Here is a 25,097-nt window from a genome sequence, read left to right on the forward strand (position 1 = left end):
TCTCGAGCGGGCCTTCCGTGGTGGTGGATCCGAGGGGATTCGAACCCCTGACCTCTTCATTGCGAACGAAGCGCGCTACCAACTGCGCCACGGACCCGTGCCTTCCGAGCCGTCACCGGCCCGAACAACTCGTCCACATTAGCACGGACGAGCAGGCGCCTCGCACTCGCGTCAGGCGCCGCGGCGGCGCTGCAGCGCCTGGTCGAGGTCGATCGCGTCGACGCCGTCCACGACGCCCATCGCGGCGAAGCGGGAGGAGGGACGCGGAGCCTCGGGAGCGGGAGCGGCGGCACGTTGGACGCGCAGCGGCGCCACCTCGGGAGCGGTCGCGGCGGCGCGCTGGGCGAGCTCCGCCTCCGCCGCGGCGGTGCGCAGGCGCTCCACGGCGTCGATCGACGCCATCGCGGAGGCGGCGACCGTGCCCCGGGACAGGTAGAGCGGCTTGGGGAGCGGCTGCGGCGTCCAGCTCGCACGGTCCTCGGCGAGCTCCTCGGAGGCGTCGTCCGCGGCCTCCTCGGCGAGCTCGGCCTCGAAGACCTCGGCGCGCCGGCGCTCGGTCGCGGCGGCCGTCGTCGCGGTCGCGGCCGGAGCGGCGGCGCGGCGGCGACCCGGCGCCAGCAGGATCAGCGTGCCGAGCCCGGCGACGGCGAGGAGCAGGCCGACGAGCGGCACCGCGCTCGTGCCGCCGAACGGCAGCATCACGAGCCCGACCAGCGCGGCGACCGCGCCGACCAGCACGGCCAGCGCGGCGCCCTGGCGCCAGCGCAGGACCGAGGGCCCTGACCGCGTGCTCCGCCGTGCGCTCGCGGTCGCCCGTCGCAGCGCGTCGCGCGCCGCCTTCTCCGCCTGTGCCAGCTCCATCGCCTGTGCCTTCTCTTCGGCTCGTCGTCGTGTCTCGGTCACCCGGAGCCGGCGCTGCTGCAGCGCCACCTCGCGGGCCGTCGCCTCCGCACGCACGTGCTCGGGCACTTCCGCGGTCTCGGCGAGGATCCGCAGCGTCTGCTGCAGCCTCACCGCGTTGCGCTCGGTCGCGTTGTACGACCGCCTGCGCATCCACGTGGGGATCAGGTAGGCGACCCACAGAACGGCGGCGAGCGCCCAGACGACGCCCCCGCCCAGCCAGTCGCTACTCATGCGGACAACGCTAGGAGCACCGGGCACTCCCGTCCGTCATTACGGGTAGGTGTGTCCGTGCGGATCGCGGATCAGCCGGGGCCCCGTCGGAGGGACACCGGCGCCGTCGGAGGGTCCGGAGAGACCCGAGCGGCGCGAGGCGCGGAGGTCAGCGTCGGTCGGCACGCCGACGTCCGAGGGGACCTGCCCGTCGAGGTAGCGGCGGAGCACGCCGCGGGGCACCTCCTCCGCCACGAGGGCGAAGCAGAAGTGGTCGCGCCAGTCGCCGTTGATGTGGATGAAGCGCCGCCGCAGGCCCTCGTAGCGGAAGCCGAGCTTCTCGACCACGCGCAGGCTCGGCCGGTTCTCCGGGCGGATGCAGATCTCGATCCGGTGCAGGCCCAGGTCGAGGAAGGCGTGGTCGGCAGCTAGTGCCACGGCGATCGGAGTGATCCCCCGCCCGGCGTAGCGCTCGGACACCCAGTAGCCGATCGACCCGGAGGAGAGCGAGCCGTACCCGATGTTCGAGATGTTGAGCTGCCCGGCGAGCTCGCCGTCCCAGTCGATGAGGAACGGCACTCCCCCGCCGGCCCGCGCGTTCTGCTGCAGCGAGCGGATGCTGGCGCGCACGTCGAACGCGGCGCCTCCACGGGGGTCGGACGCCTCCCACTGGCGCAGCCACGACCGGTTCGCGATCAGCTCCCGCTCGAGAGGGCGGGCGTCGCGCACGCGGATGGGGCGGACGGTGACACGACCCTCGGTGAGCGTCGGGATCGGGAGCGGCATGATGCGACCCTACTGCTCCGCCGCACTGCGGGAGGGGGACTGGACTCCGCGGCGTTCCGTGCTCTCGGGGAACGGAGGAACGGACGGGATCCCGTGCCGCAGCAGGGGGTCCCGTCCGTTCCGGAGGAGCGCTCGCCGGGGCTCAGAGGCCGGCGACGAAGTCCTTCAGCCAGGGCTTGAGGTCCTTGCCGAGGTCGTCGCGGTCGGAGGCGAGCTGCACGATGGCCTTGATGTAGTCGAGCTTGTCGCCGGTGTCGTAGCGGCGGCCGCGGAACACGACGCCGTAGACGCCGCCGAACTCGGCCGGGTCCTGCGCCATGCGCTCCAGCGCGTCGGTCAGCTGGATCTCGCCGCCCTTGCCCGGAGCGGTGTGCTCGAGCACGCCGAACACGTCGGGCTTCAGCACGTAGCGGCCGATGATCGCGAGGTTCGAGGGGGCGTCCTCCTTGGAGGGCTTCTCGACCAGGCCGGTGATCCGCACCACGTCGTCCTCGTCGGTCGCCTCGACCGCCGCGCAGCCGTAGAGGTGGATCTGGTCGGGGTCGACCTCGAGGAGCGCGACCACCGTGGTGTCGCGCTGCTCGGCGACGTCGATCATGCGGGAGAGCAGCGGGTCGCGGGCGTCGATCAGGTCGTCGCCGAGGAGCACGGCGAAGGGCTCGTCGCCGACGTGGCGCTGCGCGCGGGAGACCGCGTGGCCGAGGCCCTTCGGCTCGCCCTGACGGACGAAGTGCACGTCGGCGAGGTCGCTGGCGTACTTGACGTGCTCGAGCTTCTTGTCGTCCTTCTTCTGGGACAGGTTCTGCTCGAGCTCGGGCACCGAGTCGAAGTGGTTGGCGAGCGCGTTCTTGTTGCGCCCGATGATCACGAGCACGTCCTGGAGGCCGGCGTCCGCCGCCTCCTCGACCACGTACTGGATCGCCGGCTTGTCGACGACCGGCAGCATCTCCTTGGGGATGGCCTTCGTCGCCGGCAGGAAGCGGGTGCCGAGACCTGCGGCGGGGATGACTGCTTTGCGGATTCGAGTGCCCATGGGGCGCCATCCTAGCGGCGGGGGAAGTCGCGGGAGTTTCGCGCCAGGACCGGCGACGGAAGGCGCCGGACCCCGTTCCGGGGCGGTCCGGGACGAGCGTCCCTCAGGGTCGTCCGCGCGGAGGCCGGCGCGGGGCCCGGTTCTAGACTGAGCGCATGCCAGCCGACATCACGCACGAGAAGCGGGCGCTGCGCGCCGAGCTGCGCGAGCGCCGCCGCACGCAGACCTCGACCGCTCGCGACCAGGCCGCGGAGCAGATCACCGCCCACCTGATCGAGCTCGCCACCCGCGTGGGGGCCCGCTCCCTCGCGTGCTACCTCTCCGCTCCGGACGAGCCGAGCACCCGGCCGTTCCTGGGCTGGGCCGAGAGCCACGGCATCCGCGTCCTCTTCCCCGTCTCGCGCCAGGACGGCCTGCTCGACTGGGCGGTCGGCGACGGCCACACCGAGACCCAGGGCCTGTTCGGCATGCCCGAGCCGGTCGGGCAGCTGCTCGGCCCCATCGCGATCAACGACGTCGACCTCATCGTCGTCCCGGCCGCCACCGTCGACCGGCAGGGGATGCGGATGGGCTGGGGGCGCGGCTACTTCGACAAGACCCTCGGCTCGATGGAGAAGTGCCCTCCGGTCTACGCCGTCGTCTTCGACAGCGAGCTCGTCGACCGGGTGCCCAGCGAGGTCCACGACCAGGCCGTCGACGGAGTCGTCACTCCCTCCGGCATCGTCGACCTGCGCCACTGACCCCGTCCTCCTTCTCCCCCACCCGCCTCCGAGGAGCCCCCTGTGCCCACCTACTCCTACCGCTGCACGCAGTGCGGCAACGCCTTCGACATCCAGCAGAAGTTCACCGACGACACGCTCACCGAGTGCCCGAGCTGCCAGGGGGCGCTGCGCAAGGTGTTCAGCGCGGTCGGCGTGACCTTCAACGGCTCGGGCTTCTACCGCACCGACTCCCGCTCCGGCGGGAAGTCGAGCGAGGGCGGCTCCTCCTCCTCGGGTTCCGGCTCGTCCGGCTCGGGCGCATCCGGCTCCGGCTCATCCGACTCGTCGTCGGGCTCCTCGGGATCGGGCGGCTCCTCCTCCGGATCCTCGGGTTCATCGGGCTCGGGCGGCTCCTCGTCCGGCTCGGGGTCCTCGGGCTCCGGATCGTCCTCCTCCTCGTCGTCCTCGGGCTCCTCCGGGTCCTCCTCCTCGGGCTCCTCCTCCGGGAGCTGACCCGCCACCCACCGCCCACGGCAGAACGGAACGATCATGATCAACGGCTTCAAGGAGTTCATCCTCCGCGGCAACGTCATCGACCTGGCTGTCGCCGTGGTCATCGGCGCCGCCTTCACGACCATCGTCAACGCGATCGTGACGGGGATCTTCAACCCGCTCATCGGCGTGATCTTCGACGCCTCCTCCCTCGAGACCCTGAACTGGGTCATCCGGCCGGGAGAGAACGGCGAGGACCCGACCGTCATCGCCTACGGCTCGGTCGTCTCGGCCCTGATCCAGTTCGTGATCGTCGCCTTCGTCCTCTACTTCGCGTTCGTCCTGCCGATCAACCACCTCAAGAACGCCGCCTTCGCCAAGAAGGCCGCCGACGCCCCCGCCGCGGAGGACAAGGCCCCCACCGAGCTCGAGCTCCTCGCCGACATCCGCGACCTGCTCGCCAACAACGGCACCGCCACCACCGCGAACTCCGGCAAGCACGTCGACTGAGTCGCTCTGTCTCCTTCCGCCGGAGGCAGAGGACCGCGGTCGGCTTCCCGATCGGGGAACGCTTCGCAGAGCGTTGTGCGAACGGTGCGTCCGAAACGTCGGCACGCGTTTCGGACGGCACCTGCACCTTCGGGAGGTCGCCGAACGGGACGTTCGGCGTCTCCGACGGGGGCTGATCGGCCCTGTCTCCACGCGCTCCTCGATACCGGCGGGCACCGGGCGGGAAGCGGTCGGCCACCGTCGACGGGCCCGATGTGAGCGGTCGGCAGGCGTCGGCGTGACGTGGTCGCTCGTCGAGCGGGGGCGCGCCGGGGGGAGGTCCGAAGTCGCCGACGGGACATGTCTCGACTCGCGGATCACCGACCGGTCCGGCTGACGTCAGTAGTGCGGGGGGACGTCCTGGCGCAGGCGCGCGTCGTTCGGGCCGGTGTCGGGGCGCGCGGGCGGCGCGGAGGGGTCGGCGACCGGAGCATCGTGCGGCGACGGATCGGTGCCGGGCTTCGCGGGGAGCGTCGCCCGCCGGCCGCCGCGGGTGCGCCGCAACGGGCGGTCGGCACCCGCGGGGGCGTCGGGATCCGGCGCCACGATCAGTCGTGCGGCAGCGGCTCGACGGGCTGCGTCTCCCCCGACGCCGGAGCGGCGGCGGCAGCGGGAGCGGCGGGAGCAGCAGGAGCCTCGCCGGCGGCGGGAGCAGGGGTCTGCTCCTCCCCCGCGGTCGCACCGATCAGCCCGGCCACCCGCGCGGCCACGGCCTCGGGGTCGGCGAACAGCTCGAAGTTGTGCACCCGCAGGTAGTGCCAGCCCAGCCGGCGCAGCAGCTCCGGACGCAGGCGCAGCGACACGCGCAGGCTCTGCGTGCTCACGTCGCGGTCGGTCTCGACCACCACGGCACGGGTCCCGTGCGCGGCGACGAGGGCCAGCTTGCCCTTGTGCCCGATGTTGACCCGGAGTCCACGGCGCTCGAGGCGCGCGGCGAGATCCACCAGCATCGGCTCCGAGTAGTCGTCGCGGTCGCTCGGCTGGACGCGGTCCTCCGCCTCCTGCAGCACCTGCGCGAGCGCGACCATGCCGTAGCGCATGCGCGACTCGTCGATGTCGCCCGGGCGGAAGCACGAGACGATGTCCATCGAGCGGCGGGCACGGGTCATCCCAACCGCTAGCAGACGCTCTCCGCCCGGCTCCGCGAGCGCGCCGAAGTTCGACAGCAGGCGGCCGTGGGGCGTCCGGCCGTAGCCGATCGAGAAGATGACGCGGTCGCGGCTCTGCGCGACCGACTGCTCCAGAGTCACGACGGCGAAGGGCTCGGGCCGATCGCCGAGGATGAAGTCGCTCAGATCGGTGCGCTTGGCGAAGGCCGTCAGCACCGCCTGCTGCACCCGCACGGCGTGGCGAGGACTCGCGGTGATGACCATCAGCGACTCGCGCGGACGGATCACCGCGTGCTCGAGCACCAGCTCGACCACCTTCGCGACCTCGGCGTCGACGGACTCGACGGCTCCCGAGTCGTTCTCGGGCATGCCGTGCCCGCTCGCGATGTAGTGGAAGCGGAGCGAGTCGTGTCCGAGGAAGGATCCGGCCCAGGGCAGGGAGTCGATGCGGCCGCCGTAGAAGCGGCGGTTGACCAGCTCGGCCAGGTCCTCGCCGCCCGCGCGGTAGCTGCGGGTGAGCGTGACGGTGTTGAGCAGCTCGCCGAGTCGGGCGAGCGCCGACTGGGCGTGCAGCGCCTCCACGTCGGTCCGCGAGGCGGTGGAGCCGAACTCCGGCGTCTCGTCGACGCGCAGGCCGAAGGGAGTGGGGGTCTGCGTGACCGGGTCGCCGAACGCGACGACCTGCTTGGCCCGGCGGATCGCTCCGACGTTCTCGGCCAGCGTGGTCGCCCCGGCGTCGACGAGGAACACCGCGTCGAAGGTCGTCTCGGTGCCGATGCGGTGCACCTCGTACGGCGAGGCGAGCCAGGCCGGAGCGAGCACGCGCGAGAGGTGAGGAGCGGCCTTCTGCAGCTCCTGAGGGGTCGTCGCCGCCTCGGTGCGCAGCAGCGCGCGCAGCGCGTCGCGCTCCTGCGGCCAGTCGACGAGCCCGATCTTCCAGGTCTCGGAGAGCTTCCAGGCCAGCAGCTCGGCGCTCGAGGCGGCGTGCGCCTCGTCGACGAGCTTGAAGTCGGCCTCGAGCCGGTCGAGCACGCTCGTGTTGCCGCCGAGCAGCGCACGCTCGTCGGTCAGCATGATCTCGAGCGCCGAGCGCCACCAGGCCAGGTCCAGCTCGCCCGCGACCAGCTCGGCCGGCACGTGGCGGCGCGAGAGGTCGGTGAGCAGCGGGTCCAGGCCCCAGTCGCGGAGGGTGGCGAGGAGGGTCGTCCGCTCCTGGAGGTTGGCGAGCACCTCGCTGTCCTCGGCGAGGCCGGACACCATCGAGGCCAGCTCCGCGAGAGGGAGCGAGGCGAGCTGCAGGTTCGTCCCGCGGCGGCCGAGCGGCTCGTCGAGACGGCTCAGCTGGTCGGTCACCTGCTGGTAGGCCACCTGCACGTCGGCGACGCCGACCGGGACCTCGGGGATCGTGCCGGCGACCGCGTAGCGCTGCCACAGCGTCCGCTGCTGCTGCACCCGGCGGAGCGCCGCGTTCAGGTCGGTGACGTGCGCGCCGGGACGCAGGTACTCGCGGGCGAGCTTCTTCAGGCGCCGGCGGTTGGTGGACGACATCTCGGCTGCCTCGCGGCGCGGCGAGGTGGCGACGATGAGGTCCTGGATCGAGCGGTCGAAGACGGCCGGCTGGAACTTGTCCAGCGTCTCGCGGACGTCCTGCAGCAGGCGCAGGTAGATGCCGAGCTCGGCGACCGACTCGAACGGGCGCATCCGCGTCTGGCCGATGACGTCCTGGGCGCGGTCGAGCAGGCGCGGCAGGTCGCGCAGGTGCAGGCGCTTGGCCAGCTCGTGGGCGATCTCGGCGTCGGCGGTGGAGTCGAACTGGGCCCCGTACCAGGGCGAGTCGCCCGGGCCGTAGCGGAACTCGCCCAGGCGCGCCGACTCGATCAGCATCCGGGTCGCCTCGGGGCGGCTGTGCGCGAGAGCGGTGACGGAACGGCGGTCGAGGCGGGCGGCGGTCGACGGGGGCGTCCGCAGCTGCGAGAGGCGGGCGAGCTCCTCGAGGGCCTGCAGCGCCGAGACGCCGAAGCTCTCGTCGCGCCGGGAGAGCGCGCCGCGGTAGTCGAGCAGCACCTTCCGCAGCCGGAGCAGGGCGTCGTCGATCTCGCTGACGGAGGGGCGCGCCGCCTTCTCGTTGCGGCCGATCGACTGGATGAGGTCGCGGCGGAGCGTGCGGGGCCCGACCGCGATGCCGCCCAGGCCCGCCGAGAGCAGGCGCTGGTGGATGCTGTCGAGGCTCGACCGGCGGGCGCTGACGACCAGCACGCGCTTGTGCTGGGCGGCCAGGGCGCCGATCGCGTTGACGATGGTCTGGGTGCCGCCCGTGCCGGGGAGGGTCTTCACGACGAGCGAGTTGCCGGCCGCGATGTTCGCGATCACCTGCTCCTGCTCGGCGTCCGCGTCGAGGAGGAGGTTGTCGGTCGCCGGAGGACGCTCGTCCTGCGGGATGATCGACGCCACCTTCTGCGACTGCTGCAGCGCCCGCTTGGCGGCCGGGTTCCCGGCGACGGCGTCGAGGACGGGGTGCTCGAGCATCCGGGCGTCGCGGAGCATGTCGCCCGCCACGTCGGCGAAGCTCGAGACCACGAGGCGCGGGTGCACGGCGAACCACGGCAGGTGCGAGGTCAGGCCGCGCAGCTGGTCGATGACCGGCTGCGGCTTGAAGACGCCGTTCTGCACGGCCAGCTCGACGAACTGCTCGGGGTCGATCGTGATGCCGAACTGCTGCTTGAGGGCGCGCGCGAGCTGCGGGTTGAAGTAGGGCTGGCCCTTGAGCTTGAGCTCGAAGTCGCGGCCGTAGCGGCGGATGGCGAGCGGGCGCAGGAGCACGGGTGCGGTGAACTCCGTGTCGCCGGCGCGCCACTGGGCGAGGCCGATGGCGAGGTGGACGCCCTCGATGCCGCGGACCGAGCGCAGCTCGATCCCCTTGTCGGTGATCGCACCCGCGGCGTTCTTCGCTGTGCGCAGGGCGAGCTCGTCGCGGATGAGCGAGGAGAGGAGCGTCGTCTTGCCCGAGATGAACGGGGGCAGCCCGCCGGGGTGCGTGGTCGAGAGCTCGATGCGCGTCCGGGGCGAGTCCACGAAGTGGAGCAGGGGCGACGGACCGCCGACCTTGGCGAGCTCGTCGCGCCACGACTGCCACACCGGATCGGCCACGTTGCCGCCCTGGTAGCCGGCCTCGCCGCTCGTCACCTGCACGGGAGAGGTCGCCGTCGGGGAGAGCCGATGCGCGGACGCCTCCCCCTGGTCACCGGATTCGGGTGAGGTCGCCACCGGTCCGGCTCCTGGGAAATCGTCGACTCGTTGCACACGGACACCCTAAACCGGGCACCTCCGAAAGGCCGTAGCGACGCGGGTCGGCGGCACGGCACCTCCGTACGGCTCACCGGGCCGGAGCATCGGAGGAACGCGGAGCCCAGGGTCGGATCGGCGAGCGCGCCCGCCCGATCGGGGCGGGCGGGGGGCTCAGGAGGGCCAGACGGCCAGGGGCGGCGCCGTCTCGACCCGGCGCTCGTCGCCGACCACGCGGATCCGGCTGCTCACGCGGTCGTGCCCGGCGGCAGCGGCGACCGCGGTCATGACGAGCTGAGCGTGGTCGCGCGCGAGATGCCCGAAGGCGCTCCGCAGATCGACGGGACGGCCGGTGGCGAGCGACACGGCGATGCGCGCGACCGCCTCCTCCGAGAGGTCGAGGAGGCACGCCTGCTCGGCGAGGACGGCGAAGTCGATCCGCGGCGCGGCCTCCGTGGCGGCACCGGCCGCCCACGGGTGCTCGGGGCGGAGGCATCCGGCGCGGACGAGGAGCTGCTCCGCGGCCTCGAGGCCGGGCCCGGCGAGGACGGGGATCATGCCGCGGTCCGCTCGGCGCGGCGCCCGGAGGCGCGGACCCCGACGGACACGACGGCCGACAGCAGGCAGGCGACGCCGGCGATCAGCGGCGCGAGCCAGCCGAGGACGCTCACCTCGTCGACGTCCGTGCCGAAGTACTGCCAGTGCGCGATGGCGTAGACGAAGAGGGAGAAGAAGCAGAGCGCGACGCCCGTGAGCGCCGACACCAGGTCTGCCGGACGGACGAGGGGCTCGTGCTCCGCCGAGGCGGCCTGCTCGATCGCGGGCTCGGAGAGGGCGGCGGCCGGGACCTGCGGGAGGGTCGCTGTGGCGGGGTGCTGCGTCATGTCTCCGATGGAACCAGTCGCGCGGCGTCACGGTCGTCACTCGCTGGCATGACGTCACGAGCCGAGCGGATGGTGGCGCGGTCGGCCGGTCAGGGAGCGACGGGGACGTCCGCTCGAGCCGGTCGGCGTCCGAGCGACGACTGGAACCGCAGCAGGTACCCGTCCGGATCGGCCACCACCAGCTGACGGACGCCCGCCTCCTCCGCTCCGACCCGGTACCAGCGGGTCTCGAGCGGCGAGAACAGCGGCGTCCCGCCCTCGGCGAGCGCCGCCGCCGTCCGGTCCGCGTCGTCGACGTGCAGCTGCAGGTTCATCCCCCGGCCGAGCGGGCGCTCCAGCGGTGCCGCGATCCAGTTGCGGCCCCGCTCCGCCTCTTCGAGCATCACGTGCGCGGAGCCGAGGACCAGGTACGCGAAGCCCTCCTCAGGCCGGGCGTAGTGGATCCGGAACCCGCAGGGACCGCACCAGAACCCGAGGCTCCGGTCGAGGTCGGCGACGAGCAGCTCGGGGACGAGATCGGGATCGGCCATCCGCGCGTTCTACGCCTCGGCGCCCTCGGGGCGCTTCGTGCGGCCCGGGAGCAGGAGCAGGCCCGAGACGCCCACGACGATCAGCAGGATGGCCGCGACCGTGACGAAGGAGGCCAGCGCCAGCACGGGCATGATGATCGTCAGGACGCCCGCGATGACCGAGGCGATCCCTGCCGCGATCGGCAGCCACGCGGGGCCGGCGACGGTGCGGCCGCTGGTGATGCTCGAGACGCCGTCGAGGATCCAGCCCGCGCCGATCACGAGGCCCAGGACGCTCAGCGACTCGAACGGGTTCGACAGGCACAGGATGCCCGCGACCAGGATCAGGGCGCCGAGCAGGCCCGCGAGCCAGCGCACCCGGGCATCGAGCCGCGAGGCGGTGAAGGCCAGCAGCAGGCGGAAGACGCCCGCGGCGATCAGGTGGATGCCGAAGACGATGGCGACGGTCAGCAGCGTCGGACCGGGGATCAGGACGGCGATGACGCCGAGCACGATCGCGATCAGCGAGACGGCGATGATCCACCAGCGCTCGACGGAGGTGCGGGACATCGTGGGCGCGGCGGTCTCGGACATGGCGTTCCTTCGCGTCGGGGAGTGCGGACCCCTCGAACGTTAGGGCACCGGGGCGGGGTGGCGCGGGGCCTTGCGCCCGCCCGCCCGAGGACGCAGGTCAGTGGCGCGATCCGGTGCGCGCCGCGGCACGGTGCCGCCGCACGCGGCGCACAACGAGCGCGAGCAGCAGCACGCCGAACGCGCTGTAGATGATCGCGTCGAGCACGCCCGCGTACTGGTCGACGAGCTCGTACTGCGTGCCGAGGGCCGCGCCGAGGCCGATCAGCAGGCCGTTCCAGACGCCGGAGCCGAGGATCGTCAGTCCCGAGAACAGCAGCAGGTTCATCCGCTCGGCCCCCGCGGGGAGCGAGATGAGGCTGCGCACGCCCGGGATGAGGCGACCGAAGAGGACCGCCCAGGTGCCGTGCCGGCGGAACCAGCCGACCGCCTTCTCGAAGTCCTCGCGGTCGACCAGCGGGAGCTTGGAGAGCAGGCGGATCGAGCGCTCCGTGCCGATGCGGTGGCCGAGCGCGTAGAGGATCAGGCCGCCGAGGTAGGCGCCGAGGGTCGCCGTGATCACGACCAGCACCAGGTTCATCCGGCCCTGCTGGGCGAGGAAGCCGGCCAGCGGCAGCACGAGCTCGCTCGGGATCGGCGGGAACACCGTCTCGATCAGCGTCAGCAGGCCGACGCCCGCCTCTCCGAGCGCGGCGATCACCCGCGCGGCGACGCCGACGAGTCCGGAGAGCTCGTCGATGCTGTCGGAGGAGGAGGCGGTCGCCACGGAGGCGGGGGCGAGGGCGAGGGTCGCGATCGTCATGACTGAGAAGCTACTCAGTCCGCCGCGCGCGCACCTGGGAATCCGGCGGCCCGCTCAGGGGCGGCCGGTGAGCACGACGGTGTCCGATCCCTGCAGCCGCACCTCGACCGAGGCGATCTCGGACAGCGGGAGCCCGGTGGCGAGGCTGGGCTCCATCGTCGTCCCCGGCGCGCTCGTCCACGATCCGACGGCCTCGGTGCCGCCCGAGGTGTCCGTGACGTAGAGGACGTAGCCGGCCGAGCCCGCGTACTGCTCGGCCGTGTCGGCCCAGCTGCAGTCCATGTCGATCCGCGTGCCCCACTGCTGCGGCACGAACCGCACGGAGGCCTCGACGGGGACGCCCGGAGCCGCGGCGAGCGAGACGGTCGAGCCGACGGTCTCGACGGGGGCGAGGGACGGACCGATCGCGAGCGGCAGGGCGACGGCGGCGGCGGCCGAGACGCCCGCGGCGGCGAGCACCAGGCCCGCGATGCGCAGCCGGGTGCGGCGGCGGACGGAGTCGGTGGCCGCGGCGAGGCGGGTCAGCAGTGCCGCCGGAGCCGGATCGCCGGCCGCCTCCGGCTCCTCGACCAGGCGCATCGCCTCGTCCTGGGGCAGGTGGGCCAGCAGGCCCGGCAGCGGGACGAACTCGGCGAGGGACTCGCGGCAGCCGGGGCAGGCGCGCAGGTGCAGCTCGTACTCGCGGCGGTCGGCAGCGGTCAGGGATCCGAGGAGGTACGCGGCGTCCCAGTCGCGGAAGGGGTCGTCGTGCCGGTCGTCGGAGGAGGGGTCGCGGCTCACAGCTCCGTCACCCCCCGCTCCTGCAGTGCGAGCTTGAGGGCCCGCATCCCGTAGTGCATCCGCGACTTGACGGTGCCCGGGGCGATCCCCAGCAGCGCGGCGATCTCGGTGACCGTGCGGCCGCCGTAGTAGGCGTGCACGATGACGGCGCGGTGGTCGTGGCTCAGTCCGCTGAGCGCGTCCGAGAGCAGCCAGGCGTCGAGCACCTGATCGGTGCGGTCGGCGGTCGGGCGCTCGGGGACCTCGTCCGTGCCCAGCTCCCGGGCGTAGCGGGCGCTGCGGCGGTCGTCGATGACGAGGTTCCGGGCCACGGTGTAGAGCCAGGAGCGGGCGGCGGCCTCGCCCTGGGCGAGGATCTCGGGGTGCTTCCAGGCGCGCAGCAGCGCCTCCTGCACGACGTCCTCCGCCATCTGGCGGTCGCCGGTCAGGCGCAGCACGAACCGCCAGAGCGCGCTGGCGTGCTCGTCGTGCAGCGCACGCAGCATCTGGGCCTGATCCTCGGACATCTCCACCTCTTCCTGCACCAACGTAACGGGGGCCCGAACGGTTCAGCCGGTTCGCGCGAGCGGCCGCACTCTGGTACTCCGGAGTCGATGACCTTCCCCGATGCCGACGACGCCGCCCGCGTGCGCTCCTTCCTCCGCGACAACCGCTCGCGGATGCTCGACGACGTCCGGCACCTCGTGATGATCGAGAGCCCCAGCGACTCCCTCGAGGCGCTCGGCGAGCTGCACGCCTTCCTGGTGCACTGGGTGGGAGAGCGGCTCGGGCACGACGCCGACGTGCAGCACCGGCGTGCGCAGGACGCGCCGACCGCGACCAGCTGGACCGTCCCGGCGAGCGGCGGCGCGAGACCGCACCGGGGCACGCGTCCGTTCGTGGCGCTGCTCGGCCACTACGACACGGTGTGGCCCCTGGGCACGACCCGCTCCTGGCCCTTCGCCGTCGACGGCGACCGCCTGAGCGGCCCGGGCAGCTACGACATGAAGGCCGGGCTGGTGCAGATGGTGTGGCTGGTGGCCGCGCTCCGCCACGCCGGCGTCCCGCATCCGGCCGTCCGCCTGGTGATGAGCGGGGACGAGGAGATCGGCAGCGCCGCCTCCCGCCCGTTCCTGGAGCGGCAGTGCGCGGGCGCCGACGCGGTCCTGGTGTTCGAGGGCGCGATCGGCGACGCGGTCAAGACGGCGCGCAAGGGCATCGGGCGCTTCGTGATCGACGTGGTCGGGGTCGAGGCGCACGCCGGGGTCGAGCCGGAGAAGGGGGCGAGCGCGATCCACGAGCTCGGCTCGCTGATCCCGCGGGTGCTGGCGATCGCGCGGGAGGAGGAGGGCACCTCGGTCAACATCGGAGTGGTCTCCGGCGGCTCCCGGGTCAACGTGACGACGGCCCGCGTGCGCCTGGAGCTGGAGGCGCGGATCCGCGGATCCGCAGAGGCCGCCCGCGTCGAGGCCGAGCTCGACGCGCTCGCCGCCGCCGACCCGCGCATCCGGCTGGAGGTGCGCGGCTCCTGGGAGCGGCCCGTCTTCGAGCGGACCGCCTCCGTCGCCGCGCTCTACCGCAGGGCCGAGCGGGTCGCGAAGCGGATCGACGTCCCCCTCCGCGAGATCGCGGTCGGCGGGGCGAGCGACGGCAACCTCGTCGCCGCGCTGGGCCTGCCGGTCCTCGACGGGCTCGGCGCCCCGGGCGAGGGGGCGCACGCGCGCAGCGAGGCGATCGGCATCGAGGGCATGCTGGAGCGGACGGCGCTCGCCGCGCTGCTGATCGCCAGCTTCGGCGACGAGCACTGACCGGCTGCAGAGGAAGGACGAGCGGATGACCCTGTACGAATCGCGCCCCGTGGGCGTCGTGATCGAGGCTCCGGCCGCGGAGGTGTACGCCTTCGTCTCCGACCCGGCGAACCTCCCGCGGTGGGCCGCGGGTCTCGCCTCCTCCGCGCTCGAGCAGGTCGACGGACGCTGGTTCGCCGACTCGCCGATGGGCCGGGTCGAGGTGCGCTTCGCCCCGCAGAACCCGTTCGGCGTCGCGGACCACGAGGTCACGCTCCCCGACGGGACGGTGGTGGACAATCCGCTCCGGGTGCTCGTGAACGGGGACGGCGCCGAGGTGGCCTTCACCGTGCGGCGGCGCCCCGGGATGAGCCTCGACGACTGGGACGAGGACTGCGCGCGGGTCGCGGACGACCTCGAATCGCTCCGGCTGCTGTTCGAGCGCGGGGCGCTGTAGGTTCGTCACAGCTCCGGCGCAGGGCCGGCACCCGTGAGAACGAGGACGCGATGACCTCCCCCGATCGTCCGAGCACCCGCCCCGCAAGCGGCATCGAGCTCAACGGCCTCGACACGATCCAGGAGTCGGAGCGGCACGGCCGCCCTCGCGACCTGTTCTGGCCGTGGTTCGCCGCGAACGTGTCCGTGCTCGGGCTGAGCTACGGCTCCTTCCTCCTCGGCTTCGGCCTCTCCTTCGGGCAGGCGACGCTCGTCAGCGTGATCGGGATCGTCGTCTCGTTCCTCTTCTGCGGTCTGGTCGCCGTCGCCGGCAAGCGCGGCTCCGCCCCGACGATGGTGCTCAGCCGGGCGGCCTTCGGGGTCGACGGCAACCGCCTCGTCTCGGTGATCTCCTGGCTGCTCACGGTGGGCTGGGAGACGGTGCTGGCCTCCCTCGCGGTGCTCGCGACGGCGACGGTGTTCGAGGAGTTCGGCTGGGACGGGGGCGTGCTCACCAAGGTGGTCGCGCTGATCGTGGTCGCCGCGCTCATCGTGATCGCCGGGATCGCGGGCTTCCGCCTGATCATGCGGCTCCAGCTCGCGATCACCGTCGCGACCGCCGTGCTGACCGTGGTCTACGTCGTGCTCGTCCTCGACCGGATCGACCTCGCCGCCGTCGGCGCCCTGCCCGCGGGCTCGGCCGCCGCGGTCATCGGCGGGCTCGTGTTCATGATGACCGGCTTCGGGCTGGGCTGGGTGAACGCCGCGGCCGACTACTCCCGCTACCTCCCCCGCGGTGCCCGCACGAGCGGAGTGATCGCGTGGACGACGATCGGCGGAGCGGTCGCGCCCGTCGTGCTGGTGGTCGTCGGCCTGCTGCTGGCCGGCTCCTCGCAGGAGCTCTCGGACGCGATCGCCGCGGACCCGATCGGAGCCCTCGCCGGGATCCTGCCGACCTGGTTCCTGCTCCCCTTCATCGTCGTCGCGCTGCTCGGCCTGATCGGCGGGGCCGTGATGGACATCTACTCCTCGGGCCTGGCACTGCTCAGCACGGGGCTCAAGGTCTCGCGGCCGGTGGCCGCAGGGATCGACGGCGTGCTGATGGTCCTCGGAGCGGTCTACGTCGTGTTCGTCGCGGGCGACTTCCTCGGCCCGTTCCAGGGCTTCCTGATCACCCTCGGCGTGCCGATCGCGGCCTGGCTCGGCGTGTTCCTCGCCGATCTCCTCCTCCGTCGGCGCGACTACGACCAGGAGGCCCTGTACGACTCCCGGGGCCGCTACGGCAGCGTGTCGGCGGTCCCCGTGGCCCTCGTGCTGATCGGCGCGGTCGTCGGCTGGGGCCTGGTGGTCAACTACTCCCCCGGGTTCGAGTGGGAGGGCTACCTCCTCGGCCCGCTCGGCGGCCGCGACGGCGACTGGGCCGGCGCCAACCTCGGCGTCCTCGTGGCGCTCGTGATCGGCTTCGCGGGAACGCTCGCCCTCTCGCGCGGGGCCGTCCGCCGCCAGGAGGCCTCGGCGTGAGCCTGCTCGTCGCGATCGACCTGCAGCACGTCTTCGCCGACGCCGAGTCGCCGTGGGGATCCGGCGGATTCGAGCGCGCGGCCGAGGGGACCCGCCGGCTCCTCCCGGCGTTCGGCGAGCGCGTCGTGACCACCCGCTTCGTCGCCCCGGAGCGGCCCGCCGGCGCGTGGATCCCCTACTACCGCGAGTGGCCGTTCGCGCTCGTCCCCGAGAGCGACCGGCTCTACGAGCTCGTGGCCGGGTTCGAGGGCCACCGCACGATCACCGCCACGACCTTCGGCAAGTGGGGGCCCGAGCTCGAGGCCGAGCTCGACGACTCCCGCGAGGTCGTGCTCACCGGCGTCTCGACCGACTGCTGCGTGCTCTCGACGGCGCTGGCGGCCGCGGACGCCGGAGTGCGGGTCAGGGTCGCCGCGGACGCCTGCGCGGGCGCCTCCGAGGCCGACCACCAGCGCGCGCTCGACGCCATGTCCCTGTACGCGCCGCTGATCGAGATCACGAGCGTGGACGCGGTGCTGGCGGACCTGCGCGACCGGGGCTGAGGCCGCGGTCGGGACGCGAGCCGCTCGCGCCGGTCGGCCCCGCGCGTCGCGGGGCGACCCCGTCACCCGGCATGATGTCGGCATGTCCTCCACCGACGAGCGCGTCAGCCCGGCTTCCCGCACCCTGGTCATCGGCGAGGCGCTGATCGACATCGTCGAGCGCGACGGCAGCGCCACGGAGCACGTCGGCGGCTCCCCGGCCAACGTCGCCCTCACGCTCGCCCGACTCGGGCGGCCCGCGACCCTCGTCACCGACATCGCCGACGACGAGCGCGGCCGCCGCATCAGCGCCCACCTCGAGGCCTCCGGCGTGGAGGTCCGGCACGGCGACTCGGAGCGCACCAGCACCGCTCGGGCGGTCCTCGCCGCGGACGGGTCGGCCCGCTACGTCTTCGACCTCTCCTGGAACCCGCCGGCGGCGGACCCGGAGGGCGCCTCCCACGTCCACACCGGTTCCATCGCGATCTTCCTCGAGCCGGGCGGATCCGCCGTGCTCGAGCTCCTCGAGGCACTGCCCGCCGGAGTGACGGCGAGCGTCGACGCGAACATCCGCCCGGCTCTGGTCGGCGCGCACGCCGAGGCGCTCGCGCGCTTCGAGCGGATCGCCGCCGCGTGCGAGGTCGTGAAGCTCAGCGACGAGGACGCGGAGTGGCTCTACCCGACGATCCAGCTCGACGAGGTCCTCAGCCGGCTGCTCTCCCTCGGGTCGCAGCTCGCGGTCGTCACCCGCGGCGCGGAGGGACTGCTGCTGGCCTCGGCCATGACGCGGGTGACCGTGCCCGCCGCCCGGATCGTGGTGGCGGACACGATCGGCGCCGGCGACTCCGCGATGGGCGCGATCCTCGACGAGGCGTTCCGCCAGGGCCTCGGCGCCGCGAACGGGATGCTCCTCGACAGCCCCGCCCTGCACGCGATCGGCCGTCACGCCGCGCACGTCGCCGGCATCACGACCTCCCGCTCCGGCGCGAACCCGCCCACCCGCGACGAGCTCTGAGGGCCGGGGGCGGACCTTCTGCAGGACGCCCCTGGTGCTCGCGTCGGGACGCGGAGATACTGGGCGCACCTCGACGGAAAGGCGTGCCGTGCCCACTTCACTGAGCCCCTACATCGGCTTCGACGGCTCCGCGCAGGAGGCGATGGAGTTCTACCGGGACGTCCTCGGCGGCGAGCTCAGCTCCAGCCGCTTCGGCGACTTCGGGATGAGCGCGGATCCGGCCGACCAGGACCGGATCATGCACGCCCAGCTCGTCACGCCGAGCGGAATGATCCTGATGGGCTCCGACTCCCCCTCCTCGAGCCCGGCCGAGAGCGGCGCCCGCATCACGATCGCGCTCTTCGGCGACGACGACGCCGAGCTGAGCGGCTACTGGGACGGCCTGGCCGAGGGCGGCACGGTCGTCGAGCCGCTGGTCGCCTCGCCCTGGGGCGACCGCTTCGGGATGCTGGTCGACCGCTACGGCGTCGGCTGGATGGTGAACATCGCCGCTCCGCCGGCCTGACGCTCCTCCCCAGCACGGGATCGGGGCACGCCTCCCCCGGGTGCGTCCACCCGTCCCGCCGGGCGCCGCGGCGGGCGCAGAATGGAGGGGCCGCTCCCGCTCCGGGGGCCGTCCCACCTCTCACGAAGGCTGCAGATGACGATCACGCTCGGGTACAAGGCATCGGCGGAGCAGTTCGGCGCCCGGGAGCTCGTCGAGCTCGCGGTCGGCGCCGAGCGGCACGGCTTCGAGACCGCGGTCGTCTCGGACCACTTCCAGCCGTGGCGGCACACGGGCGGGCACGCGCCGTTCTCCCTCGCCTGGCTCGCCGCGGCCGGTGAGCGCACCTCCACCATCACCCTCGGCACCTCCGTGATGACCCCGCACTACCGCTACAACCCCGCCGTCATCGCCCAGGCGTTTGGCACGCTCGGCGTGCTCTACCCCGAGCGGATCATGCTCGGCGTCGGCACCGGCGAGGCGCTGAACGAGGTCGCCACCGGCTACCAGGGCGCGGGCGAGCAGACCTGGCCGGACTTCAAGGAGCGCTTCGCCCGCCTGCGCGAGGCCGTGCGGCTGATGCGCGCGCTCTGGGCGGGCGACCGCGTCACCTTCGACGGCGAGTACTACTCCACGCACGAGGCGTCGATCTACGACAAGCCCGAGAGCGGCGTGCCGGTCTACATCGCGGCGGGCGGCCCCGTCGTCGCGAAGTACGCCGGCCGCGCGGGCGACGGCTTCATCTGCACATCGGGCAAGGGCATGGAGCTCTACACCGAGAAGCTGCTCCCCGCCGTCGAGGAGGGCGCCGCGGCGGCCGATCGCGACTCCTCGACCATCGACCGCATGATCGAGATCAAGCTCTCCTACGATCCCGATCCGGCGCTCGCGCTCGAGAACACGCGCTTCTGGGCGCCGCTCTCGCTGTCGCCGGAGCAGAAGCACTCGCTGACCGATCCGGTCGACATGGAGCGCGCCGCCGACGAGCTGCCGATCGAGCAGGTCGCGAAGCGCTGGATCGTCGGCTCCGACCCCGAGGAGACGGTCGCGCAGATCAAGCCCTACGTCGACGCGGGCTTCACCCACCTGGTCTTCCACGCCCCGGGCGACGACCAGCAGCGCTTCTTCGACGCCTTCGAGCGCGACCTCGCGCCGCGGCTGCGCGCGCTCTGACCTCCGCCTCCGCCACGACTCCCTTCGGAAGGGCCGCTCCCGCATGACCACGGCCACCCTGCTCGCCCGGCTCGACCACGGCGAGGCGCTGACGCGCGAGACCGCAGAAGAGCTCCTCGGCGCGCGCGGCGACGACCTCGACCTGCTGTTGGAGGCCGCCGGCCGCCTGCGCGACGACGGACTCGCCCGCCGCGGACGGCCCGGCGTCGTCACCTACTCTCGGAAGGTCTTCGTCCCGCTGACCAAGCTCTGCCGCGACCGGTGCCACTACTGCGTCTTCGTGGAGACACCGGGCGGGCTCGCGGCCAAGCGCGAGTCGACCTTCATGGAGCCGGAGGAGATCCTCGAGGTCGCCCGCGCCGGTGCCGCGCTCGGCTGCAAGGAGGCCCTGTTCACGCTCGGCGACCGCCCGGAGGACCGGTGGCCGGTCGCCCGCGCCTGGCTCGCCGAGCACGGCTACGCCTCGACGCTCGAGTACGTGCGCGCGATGGCCGTCCTGGTGATGAGCGAGACGGGCATGGTCACGCACCTGAACCCCGGCGTGATGTCGTGGGCCGAGCTGCAGCGGCTCCGCCCGGTCGCGCCCTCGATGGGCATGATGCTCGAGACGACCGCCGAGCGCCTCTGGTCCGAGAAGGGCGGCGTGCACTACGGCTCCCCGGACAAGGACCCGGCGCTGCGCCTGCGCGTGCTCGAGGACGCGGGACGCAGCCGCATCCCCTTCACCACCGGCGTGCTGCTGGGCATCGGCGAGAACGCGGCGGAGCGGGCGGACGCCCTCTTCGCGATCCGCGAGTCCCACGAGCGGTGGGGCCACGTGCAGGAGTGCATCGTCCAGAACTTCCGCGCGAAGCCGCGGACGGCCATGCAGAACGAGGTCGACCTCGAGCTGCAGGAGTACGTGGCCAACGTCGCGGTCGCGCGCCTCGTGCTGGGCGCCGAGGCGACGATCCAGGCGCCGCCGAACCTCACCGACGAGCAGGAGCTCGGGCTGCTGCTGCGCGCCGGGGTCGACGACTGGGGCGGTGTCAGCCCGCTCACGGCGGATCACGTGAATCCGGAGCGCCCCTGGCCGAACATCGACGACCTCGCGCGGCTCACCGCGGCGGCCGGCTACCGGCTGCACGAGCGGCTGACCGCCCACCCGCAGTACCTCCGCGACTCGGCCACCTGGATCGATCCGCGGGTCGCTCCCTACGTCGAGGCGCTCGCCGACCGCGGGACCTGGCTCGCCGACGAGGCGGCAGCGGTCCTCCCCCGGCCCTACCGCGACTCGCTCGACGCCCTGCCCCGACCGGTCGCGCCCGCCCTCGGCGCCGTGCTCGCCCGGGCGGAGACGGACCCCGCCGGTCTCGAGGACGCCGACTACCTCGCCCTGCTCGCAGCCGACGGCGACGACCTCGACGCCCTCTCCGCTCTGGCGGACGACCTGCGGCACGACGCCGCCGGCGACGAGGTCTCGGTCGTCGTCAACCGCAACATCGACACCTCCCTCTGGGGAGGCGGCGGGCTGACCGTCGAGCGGCTGGAGGAGCTCGCCGACGAGGCGGTCGCGCTCGGCGCCACCGAGCTCTGCCTCCAGGGCGCGATCGGACCGGAGCACTCGGGCGACGATCTGCTGCTGATCGTCCGCACGCTGAAGCAGCGGCAGCCCTCGCTCCACCTGCACGCCTACCGGCCCGGCGAGATCCTCGAGGTCGCCCGGCGCACGGGCCGAACCCTGCCCGCGATGCTCGACGCTCTGCGCGAGGCCGGCGTGGACTCCGTCCCGGGGACCGCCGCCCGCATCCTCGACGACGACGTCCGCGCCGTCCTGAGCGAGGGGACGGACCCGACCGTGGCCGAGTGGCGCGAGGCGATCACGGCCGCGCACCGCAGCGGCCTCCGCTCCACCTCGACCATGGTCTACGGACACGTCGAGACCCCCGAGCAGCAGCTCGCGCACCTGCGCACGCTCGCGGCGATCCAGGACGAGACGGGCGGCTTCACCGAGTTCATCGCGATGCCCTTCGTCCCGGCGGAGGCGCCTCCCGCCGTGGTGCGCGCGAGCCGGGGCGGGCCGACCCTCCGCGAGACCCGCGCCGTGCACGCCGTCGCACGGCTCGTCCTCCACGGCCGGATCGCCCACGTGCAGACCGCCTGGACCAAGCTCGGACTGCACGCGGCGCAGGTCCTCCTCCGCGGCGGGGCGGACGACCTCGGCGGTCTGCTGCTCGACGGCGCCCTGCGGCCCGAGGCCGGAGCGGAGGCCTACCGCTCGCTCGACATCGCGACCGTCGCCCGGCTGAGCGGCGAGATCGGCCGCGGCTGGCGCCAGCGCACCACGACGTACGGCGTGGTCGCGCCGGAGAGGGCGCTGCGGGCGGAGCCCGTCGCAGCGGCGGGTCCGCAGCGGATGCGCCTCCCGGTCCGCGGGACCCGCCGGGCGTCATGACCCGCTCCGAGTACCTGCGGCGCCAGGCCGAGCTGGTCCGGGAGGAGCGGATCGAGTCGGACGGCGCCGCCGTGCGGCTGCTGACCGCGGGTGCGCGGAGCCCGCGCGCCGTGCTGCTGCTGACCGGCGTCGGTCGGGGCGCGCGGAGCGACACCGGGCTGCTGCTGCCGATGCTGGCGCGGCGCCACCGCGTCGCCGCGCTCGAGCTCGCCGATCTCGGCGACCCCTGGCGCGACGGACCCGCCGCGGTCCGCGCCTCCCTGGACGCGCTCGGCGCCGAGGAGGCCGTCCTGATCGGCCACTCGCTCGGAGCCGCCGTGGCCCTCGCCACGGGCGATCGGCGGGTGCGCGCCCTCGCCCTCGTGGCCGGATGGCTGCGCCCGACGGAGCGCCTCCTCCGCACGGTGCGCCTCTGGCCGATGCTGCCGCCCGACGCGCAGGAGGAGGCCGCTCGGCTCCTCGCCGTCCGCTCGGCCACCGCCTCCTCCCCGTGGGGCGCCGACGCCGCCAGGATGCTCGCCGCCTCCGCCCGGGCCGACGTCGCTGCGGCCGCCTCGGACTGCCGGGTTCCCGCCCTCGTGGTCGGCTGCTCCGCCGATGCCGTCGCCGGCGTCGAGGGCGCCGAGGCCCTGCTCGGCGCGATCGACGACGCCCGCTACGCCGTCCTCGACTCCGGTCACGCGGTGCTCGCCGAGCGGCCCGCCGAGCTCCTCGCCGTCCTCGAGCACTTCCTCGCCGATCCGCACCGCGACCCGGCGGGCAGCGTCCTCGCGAGGACGACGGTCTGATGGACGTCGACGTCGTCGTGATCGGCGCCGGGTTCGCCGGCCTCGGAGCCGCGGTCCGCCTGGAGCGCCGCGGCGGGACCTCGTTCGTCGTGCTGGAGCGCGCCGAGCGGATCGGCGGGACCTGGCGGGACAACGTCTACCCCGGGGTCTCCTGCGACATCCCCTCGCACCTCTACTCCTACTCCTTCGCCCCCGAGGCCGACTGGTCGGCGTTCTACGCCCCCGGGGCCGAGATCCAGGCCTACCTCGAGCGCGTCGTCGAGAAGGAGGGCCTGACGCCGCGGCTCCGGCTGGGGACCGAGGTGCTCGAGGCGGTCTTCGACGAGGAGGCGCACCGCTGGCGGGTGCGCACCTCCCGGGGCGACTACTCCGCCGCGGTCCTCCTCGTCTGCGCGGGGCGCCTCTCCGAGCCCCGCCTCCCGGCCGTCCCGGGCCTGGGTTCGTTCGCGGGTCCCGCCTTCCACTCCGCGCGCTGGCGGGACGACGTCGATCTCGACGGGAAGCGCGTCGGCATCGTCGGCTCGGGAGCCTCCGCCGTGCAGATCGTGCCGCACCTCGCCGAGCGCGCCGCCGAGGTGGTGCTCTTCCAGCGCTCGGCCCCGTACGTCGTCCCCCGCCGGAACCGCCCGTACCCGCCGGAGGAGCGCCGAGCCCTCTCCCGTGCGCCCGGGGCCCTCGCGAGGCTCCGCGAGGAGCTGTTCTGGCGCGCCGAGCTCGGCTTCGCCGGCCGTGTCGCCGTGCCCGAGGCCATCGATCGGCTGCGGGCGGAGGCGCTCGGCCACCTCGAGTCGCAGATCATCGATCCCGCACTCCGCGCCGTGCTGACTCCGGACTACGAGATCGGCTGCAAGCGCGTGCTCCTCTCGGACGACTACTACCCCGCTCTCGCGCAGCCGCACGTCCGCGTGGTCCCCGGTCCGCTCCGGCGCATCGAGGAGGGGGCCGCGCTCGGCGACGACGGCGTCCCGCACGGGGTCGACGTGCTCGTCTTCGCGACCGGCTTCCACTCCACGCGGCCGCCCTTCGCCCGGCGCATCCGCGGCCGCGGCGGCGTCCTCCTCGCCGACCGCTGGGCCGACGGCATGGTCGCGTACGAGTCGACCGCGGTCCACGGGTTCCCGAGCCTCTTCGTCGTCAACGGCCCCAACGCGAGCCTCGGCCACAACTCCGCGGTGCACATGATCGAGACGCAGATCGCCTACGTGCTCGCCGCGCTCGACCACCTCGCCGTCTCCGGCGCCGACCGGCTCGAGGTCACCGCCGAGGCCGAGGCCGCCTCCGTCGCTCGCCTCGACGCCCTCAGCGCCGACACCGTCTGGACCAACGGGGGCTGCGAGAGCTGGTACCTGGACGACAACCGGCGACTCACCCTGCTCTGGCCCGACTTCGCCTTCGCCTTCCGCGAGGAGCTCGGCCGGTTCGACCCCTCGGCCTACACGACCTGACCGCGGCTCGCTATCGTGACCGCATGACCGACCGCGTGCTCGCTCCCGAACCGCCCGCCGACGGCGCGAAGCCGAAGGGACCGGCCTCGTACTTCCCGAGCATCGAGAAGACCTACGGCCGTCCCGTCCAGGACTGGCTCGATCTCGCCGACGAGCGTCTGCGCTCCGAGCCGCACATGCAGGTCGTCACCTGGCTGAAGACCGAGCACGGCCTGGGCCACGGCCACGCCAACGCGATCGTCGCCTACGTCCGGGCCGCCCGCGCCTGACCGGCCCGCCCGTCGTCCGCACAGGCTAGGCCCGCCGGCCTCCCCGGACCACCCGTCGTCGGCGCCCGCGCCGTCCGGGGATAATCGGGGCATGCGCGAAGACGACGATGTCGATCTGGTGATCGACGCGTGGGCCGGGGCCCTGCCCGACCTCGATCTCGCGCCTCTGGACGTCGTCTCCCGCCTCCGCCGCCTCAGCCCGCGCGTGCAGGAGGTGCGGCGGCAGTCCTTCGCCGTCAGCGATCTCGCCCCGTGGGAGTTCGAGCTCCTCTCGCTGCTGCGGCAGCGCGGGGAGGGCGGGATGACGCCCTCGGCACTGGCCACGCACCTCGCGCTGTCCAGCGGCAACCTCGCCAGCCGCGTCGACCGCCTCGGGGCCCGCGGGCTCGTGGTCCGCGAGCAGAACGCCGCCGACTCCCGCAGCAAGATCGTCTCGCTCACCCCGCGGGGCACGAAGCGGGTCGACGAGGCGATGCGCAATCTCGTCGCTGCCGAGGGCGAGGTGCTCGCCGACCTGGACGCCGCGCAGATGTCGGTCCTCATCGAGTGCCTGCGGCGGATCAGCGACACCCTCGACCGACTGCAGTGACGCGCTACGCCCGACGAGCCTGAGAG

The 25,097-nt window shown here is 73.5% G+C and carries 27 protein-coding genes and 1 tRNA gene; 15 read left to right on the plus strand and 13 right to left on the minus strand.

All coding sequences use genetic code 11. The annotated features are described in order from the left end of the window. Positions 1–21: 21 nt before the first annotated feature. From GSU40_RS11640 to galU, 4 genes are all read right to left on the minus strand, one after another. Positions 22–97, minus strand: a tRNA-Ala gene (locus GSU40_RS11640). Between the two features lie 74 nt (positions 98–171). Beyond that, positions 172–1,134 (minus strand): hypothetical protein, encoded by a 963-nt coding sequence (locus GSU40_RS11645; protein WP_160035077.1) that lies wholly within the window; start codon positions 1,132–1,134, stop codon positions 172–174. Between the two features lie 39 nt (positions 1,135–1,173). Further along, positions 1,174–1,899 carry a GNAT family protein gene (locus tag GSU40_RS11650; RefSeq protein WP_104275380.1) on the minus strand — a complete coding sequence of 242 codons (726 nt, stop codon included), beginning with the start codon at positions 1,897–1,899 and terminating at the stop codon, positions 1,174–1,176. A gap of 142 nt (positions 1,900–2,041) precedes the next feature. Continuing rightward, positions 2,042–2,932 carry a UTP--glucose-1-phosphate uridylyltransferase GalU gene (gene galU, locus GSU40_RS11655; RefSeq protein WP_104223218.1) on the minus strand — a complete coding sequence of 297 codons (891 nt, stop codon included), beginning with the start codon at positions 2,930–2,932 and terminating at the stop codon, positions 2,042–2,044. A 155-nt stretch (positions 2,933–3,087) separates the two neighbouring features. Between galU and GSU40_RS11660 the strand changes: the two genes are divergently transcribed. The 3 genes from GSU40_RS11660 to mscL are packed head-to-tail and all read left to right on the plus strand — an operon-like array spanning position 3,088 to position 4,635. Then, complete coding sequence (locus GSU40_RS11660) at positions 3,088–3,672, plus strand: 5-formyltetrahydrofolate cyclo-ligase (protein WP_104223219.1); 585 nt, start codon at positions 3,088–3,090, stop codon at positions 3,670–3,672. A 42-nt stretch (positions 3,673–3,714) separates the two neighbouring features. After that, positions 3,715–4,146: an FmdB family zinc ribbon protein gene (locus GSU40_RS11665; protein WP_104249457.1), complete on the plus strand. Its 432-nt coding sequence runs from the start codon at positions 3,715–3,717 to the stop codon at positions 4,144–4,146. 36 nt (positions 4,147–4,182) lie between these two features. Further along, complete coding sequence (mscL, locus tag GSU40_RS11670; protein ID WP_181067745.1) at positions 4,183–4,635, plus strand: large conductance mechanosensitive channel protein MscL; 453 nt, start codon at positions 4,183–4,185, stop codon at positions 4,633–4,635. A 378-nt stretch (positions 4,636–5,013) separates the two neighbouring features. Here mscL and GSU40_RS11675 read toward each other — a convergent pair whose 3' ends face one another. The 9 genes from GSU40_RS11675 to GSU40_RS11715 all read right to left on the minus strand — a co-directional run bounded on the left by GSU40_RS11675 (position 5,014) and on the right by GSU40_RS11715 (position 13,137). Next, positions 5,014–5,220 carry a hypothetical protein gene (locus GSU40_RS11675; RefSeq protein WP_104232858.1) on the minus strand — a complete coding sequence of 69 codons (207 nt, stop codon included), beginning with the start codon at positions 5,218–5,220 and terminating at the stop codon, positions 5,014–5,016. Positions 5,221–5,222: 2 nt separating this feature from the next. Next, a complete protein-coding gene (locus GSU40_RS11680; protein WP_244229674.1) occupies positions 5,223–8,972 on the minus strand; it encodes an AAA family ATPase in 3,750 nt (1,249 codons plus the stop codon). Positions 8,973–9,239: 267 nt separating this feature from the next. Next, positions 9,240–9,623, minus strand: a complete 384-nt coding sequence (locus GSU40_RS11685) for a hypothetical protein (protein ID WP_104238332.1) — start codon at positions 9,621–9,623, stop codon at positions 9,240–9,242. Further along, the gene (locus tag GSU40_RS11690; protein ID WP_104226447.1) at positions 9,620–9,949 is read right to left on the minus strand and encodes a hypothetical protein; all 330 of its coding nucleotides are present in this window, start codon (positions 9,947–9,949) and stop codon (positions 9,620–9,622) included. Before GSU40_RS11690 ends, GSU40_RS11685 begins: the two co-directional genes overlap by 4 nt. An 89-nt stretch (positions 9,950–10,038) precedes the next feature. Next, positions 10,039–10,479, minus strand: a complete 441-nt coding sequence (locus GSU40_RS11695; RefSeq protein ID WP_160035079.1) for a VOC family protein — start codon at positions 10,477–10,479, stop codon at positions 10,039–10,041. A 9-nt stretch (positions 10,480–10,488) separates the two neighbouring features. After that, positions 10,489–11,052, minus strand: a complete 564-nt coding sequence (locus GSU40_RS11700) for a DUF308 domain-containing protein (protein WP_104232862.1) — start codon at positions 11,050–11,052, stop codon at positions 10,489–10,491. Between the two features lie 97 nt (positions 11,053–11,149). Continuing rightward, complete coding sequence (locus GSU40_RS11705; protein WP_104225072.1) at positions 11,150–11,851, minus strand: DedA family protein; 702 nt, start codon at positions 11,849–11,851, stop codon at positions 11,150–11,152. A 54-nt stretch (positions 11,852–11,905) separates the two neighbouring features. Next, positions 11,906–12,631 carry a zf-HC2 domain-containing protein gene (locus GSU40_RS11710; protein WP_104225071.1) on the minus strand — a complete coding sequence of 242 codons (726 nt, stop codon included), beginning with the start codon at positions 12,629–12,631 and terminating at the stop codon, positions 11,906–11,908. Continuing rightward, positions 12,628–13,137 (minus strand): sigma-70 family RNA polymerase sigma factor, encoded by a 510-nt coding sequence (locus tag GSU40_RS11715; RefSeq protein WP_104225070.1) that lies wholly within the window; start codon positions 13,135–13,137, stop codon positions 12,628–12,630. The genes GSU40_RS11710 and GSU40_RS11715 overlap by 4 nt, the downstream gene beginning before the upstream one ends. 87 nt (positions 13,138–13,224) lie before the next feature. On the opposite strand from GSU40_RS11715, the gene GSU40_RS11720 reads away from it, so the two are divergent. From GSU40_RS11720 to GSU40_RS11775, 12 genes are all read left to right on the plus strand, one after another. Beyond that, entirely contained in the window at positions 13,225–14,418 is a 1,194-nt protein-coding gene (locus tag GSU40_RS11720; protein ID WP_160035081.1) for a M20/M25/M40 family metallo-hydrolase, read from the plus strand. 25 nt (positions 14,419–14,443) lie between these two features. Beyond that, positions 14,444–14,854: an SRPBCC family protein gene (locus tag GSU40_RS11725; protein WP_104249452.1), complete on the plus strand. Its 411-nt coding sequence runs from the start codon at positions 14,444–14,446 to the stop codon at positions 14,852–14,854. A gap of 50 nt (positions 14,855–14,904) precedes the next feature. Next, positions 14,905–16,353 (plus strand): cytosine permease, encoded by a 1,449-nt coding sequence (locus GSU40_RS11730; protein WP_104249451.1) that lies wholly within the window; start codon positions 14,905–14,907, stop codon positions 16,351–16,353. Beyond that, on the plus strand, positions 16,350–16,895 hold the full coding sequence (locus tag GSU40_RS11735; protein ID WP_104225066.1) for a cysteine hydrolase: 546 nt from the start codon (positions 16,350–16,352) through the stop codon (positions 16,893–16,895). Before GSU40_RS11730 ends, GSU40_RS11735 begins: the two co-directional genes overlap by 4 nt. A gap of 82 nt (positions 16,896–16,977) precedes the next feature. Beyond that, positions 16,978–17,889 carry a carbohydrate kinase gene (locus GSU40_RS11740; RefSeq protein WP_160035083.1) on the plus strand — a complete coding sequence of 304 codons (912 nt, stop codon included), beginning with the start codon at positions 16,978–16,980 and terminating at the stop codon, positions 17,887–17,889. 88 nt (positions 17,890–17,977) lie between these two features. Then, positions 17,978–18,394 carry a VOC family protein gene (locus GSU40_RS11745; protein WP_104246718.1) on the plus strand — a complete coding sequence of 139 codons (417 nt, stop codon included), beginning with the start codon at positions 17,978–17,980 and terminating at the stop codon, positions 18,392–18,394. Positions 18,395–18,529: 135 nt separating this feature from the next. Then, the gene (gene fgd, locus GSU40_RS11750; protein WP_181067747.1) at positions 18,530–19,546 is read left to right on the plus strand and encodes a glucose-6-phosphate dehydrogenase (coenzyme-F420); all 1,017 of its coding nucleotides are present in this window, start codon (positions 18,530–18,532) and stop codon (positions 19,544–19,546) included. A 43-nt stretch (positions 19,547–19,589) separates the two neighbouring features. Next, positions 19,590–21,980 carry a 7,8-didemethyl-8-hydroxy-5-deazariboflavin synthase CofG gene (cofG, locus tag GSU40_RS11755; RefSeq protein WP_160035085.1) on the plus strand — a complete coding sequence of 797 codons (2,391 nt, stop codon included), beginning with the start codon at positions 19,590–19,592 and terminating at the stop codon, positions 21,978–21,980. Beyond that, entirely contained in the window at positions 21,977–22,768 is a 792-nt protein-coding gene (locus GSU40_RS11760) for an alpha/beta hydrolase (RefSeq protein ID WP_160035087.1), read from the plus strand. Before cofG ends, GSU40_RS11760 begins: the two co-directional genes overlap by 4 nt. Then, positions 22,768–24,213: an NAD(P)/FAD-dependent oxidoreductase gene (locus tag GSU40_RS11765; RefSeq protein ID WP_160035089.1), complete on the plus strand. Its 1,446-nt coding sequence runs from the start codon at positions 22,768–22,770 to the stop codon at positions 24,211–24,213. Before GSU40_RS11760 ends, GSU40_RS11765 begins: the two co-directional genes overlap by 1 nt. A 23-nt stretch (positions 24,214–24,236) precedes the next feature. Further along, positions 24,237–24,482: a DUF4287 domain-containing protein gene (locus GSU40_RS11770; RefSeq protein WP_104225060.1), complete on the plus strand. Its 246-nt coding sequence runs from the start codon at positions 24,237–24,239 to the stop codon at positions 24,480–24,482. A 91-nt stretch (positions 24,483–24,573) separates the two neighbouring features. Continuing rightward, a complete protein-coding gene (locus GSU40_RS11775; RefSeq protein ID WP_104261110.1) occupies positions 24,574–25,071 on the plus strand; it encodes a MarR family transcriptional regulator in 498 nt (165 codons plus the stop codon). Positions 25,072–25,097: the final 26 nt, after the last annotated feature.

The organism is Rathayibacter sp. VKM Ac-2805, assembly GCF_009834265.1.
Lineage (GTDB): Bacteria > Actinomycetota > Actinomycetes > Actinomycetales > Microbacteriaceae > Rathayibacter.

Excerpts from the sequence above, each read along its gene's own strand:
- GSU40_RS11700 (WP_104232862.1), bottom strand. The coding sequence starts at position 11,052 with ATGTCCGAGACCGCCGCGCCCACGATGTCCCGCACCTCCGTCGAGCGC.
- GSU40_RS11705 (WP_104225072.1), bottom strand. The coding sequence starts at position 11,851 with ATGACGATCGCGACCCTCGCCCTCGCCCCCGCCTCCGTGGCGACCGCC.
- GSU40_RS11660 (WP_104223219.1), top strand. The coding sequence starts at position 3,088 with ATGCCAGCCGACATCACGCACGAGAAGCGGGCGCTGCGCGCCGAGCTG.
- GSU40_RS11775 (WP_104261110.1), top strand. The coding sequence starts at position 24,574 with ATGCGCGAAGACGACGATGTCGATCTGGTGATCGACGCGTGGGCCGGG.
- GSU40_RS11760 (WP_160035087.1), top strand. The coding sequence starts at position 21,977 with ATGACCCGCTCCGAGTACCTGCGGCGCCAGGCCGAGCTGGTCCGGGAG.
- mscL (WP_181067745.1), top strand. The coding sequence starts at position 4,183 with ATGATCAACGGCTTCAAGGAGTTCATCCTCCGCGGCAACGTCATCGAC.
- GSU40_RS11645 (WP_160035077.1), bottom strand. The coding sequence starts at position 1,134 with ATGAGTAGCGACTGGCTGGGCGGGGGCGTCGTCTGGGCGCTCGCCGCC.
- GSU40_RS11690 (WP_104226447.1), bottom strand. The coding sequence starts at position 9,949 with ATGACGCAGCACCCCGCCACAGCGACCCTCCCGCAGGTCCCGGCCGCC.
- GSU40_RS11715 (WP_104225070.1), bottom strand. The coding sequence starts at position 13,137 with ATGTCCGAGGATCAGGCCCAGATGCTGCGTGCGCTGCACGACGAGCAC.
- GSU40_RS11695 (WP_160035079.1), bottom strand. The coding sequence starts at position 10,479 with ATGGCCGATCCCGATCTCGTCCCCGAGCTGCTCGTCGCCGACCTCGAC.
- galU (WP_104223218.1), bottom strand. The coding sequence starts at position 2,932 with ATGGGCACTCGAATCCGCAAAGCAGTCATCCCCGCCGCAGGTCTCGGC.
- GSU40_RS11765 (WP_160035089.1), top strand. The coding sequence starts at position 22,768 with ATGGACGTCGACGTCGTCGTGATCGGCGCCGGGTTCGCCGGCCTCGGA.
- GSU40_RS11740 (WP_160035083.1), top strand. The coding sequence starts at position 16,978 with ATGTCCTCCACCGACGAGCGCGTCAGCCCGGCTTCCCGCACCCTGGTC.
- GSU40_RS11730 (WP_104249451.1), top strand. The coding sequence starts at position 14,905 with ATGACCTCCCCCGATCGTCCGAGCACCCGCCCCGCAAGCGGCATCGAG.
- GSU40_RS11650 (WP_104275380.1), bottom strand. The coding sequence starts at position 1,899 with ATGCCGCTCCCGATCCCGACGCTCACCGAGGGTCGTGTCACCGTCCGC.
- GSU40_RS11725 (WP_104249452.1), top strand. The coding sequence starts at position 14,444 with ATGACCCTGTACGAATCGCGCCCCGTGGGCGTCGTGATCGAGGCTCCG.
- fgd (WP_181067747.1), top strand. The coding sequence starts at position 18,530 with ATGACGATCACGCTCGGGTACAAGGCATCGGCGGAGCAGTTCGGCGCC.
- GSU40_RS11685 (WP_104238332.1), bottom strand. The coding sequence starts at position 9,623 with ATGATCCCCGTCCTCGCCGGGCCCGGCCTCGAGGCCGCGGAGCAGCTC.
- GSU40_RS11770 (WP_104225060.1), top strand. The coding sequence starts at position 24,237 with ATGACCGACCGCGTGCTCGCTCCCGAACCGCCCGCCGACGGCGCGAAG.
- GSU40_RS11720 (WP_160035081.1), top strand. The coding sequence starts at position 13,225 with ATGACCTTCCCCGATGCCGACGACGCCGCCCGCGTGCGCTCCTTCCTC.
- cofG (WP_160035085.1), top strand. The coding sequence starts at position 19,590 with ATGACCACGGCCACCCTGCTCGCCCGGCTCGACCACGGCGAGGCGCTG.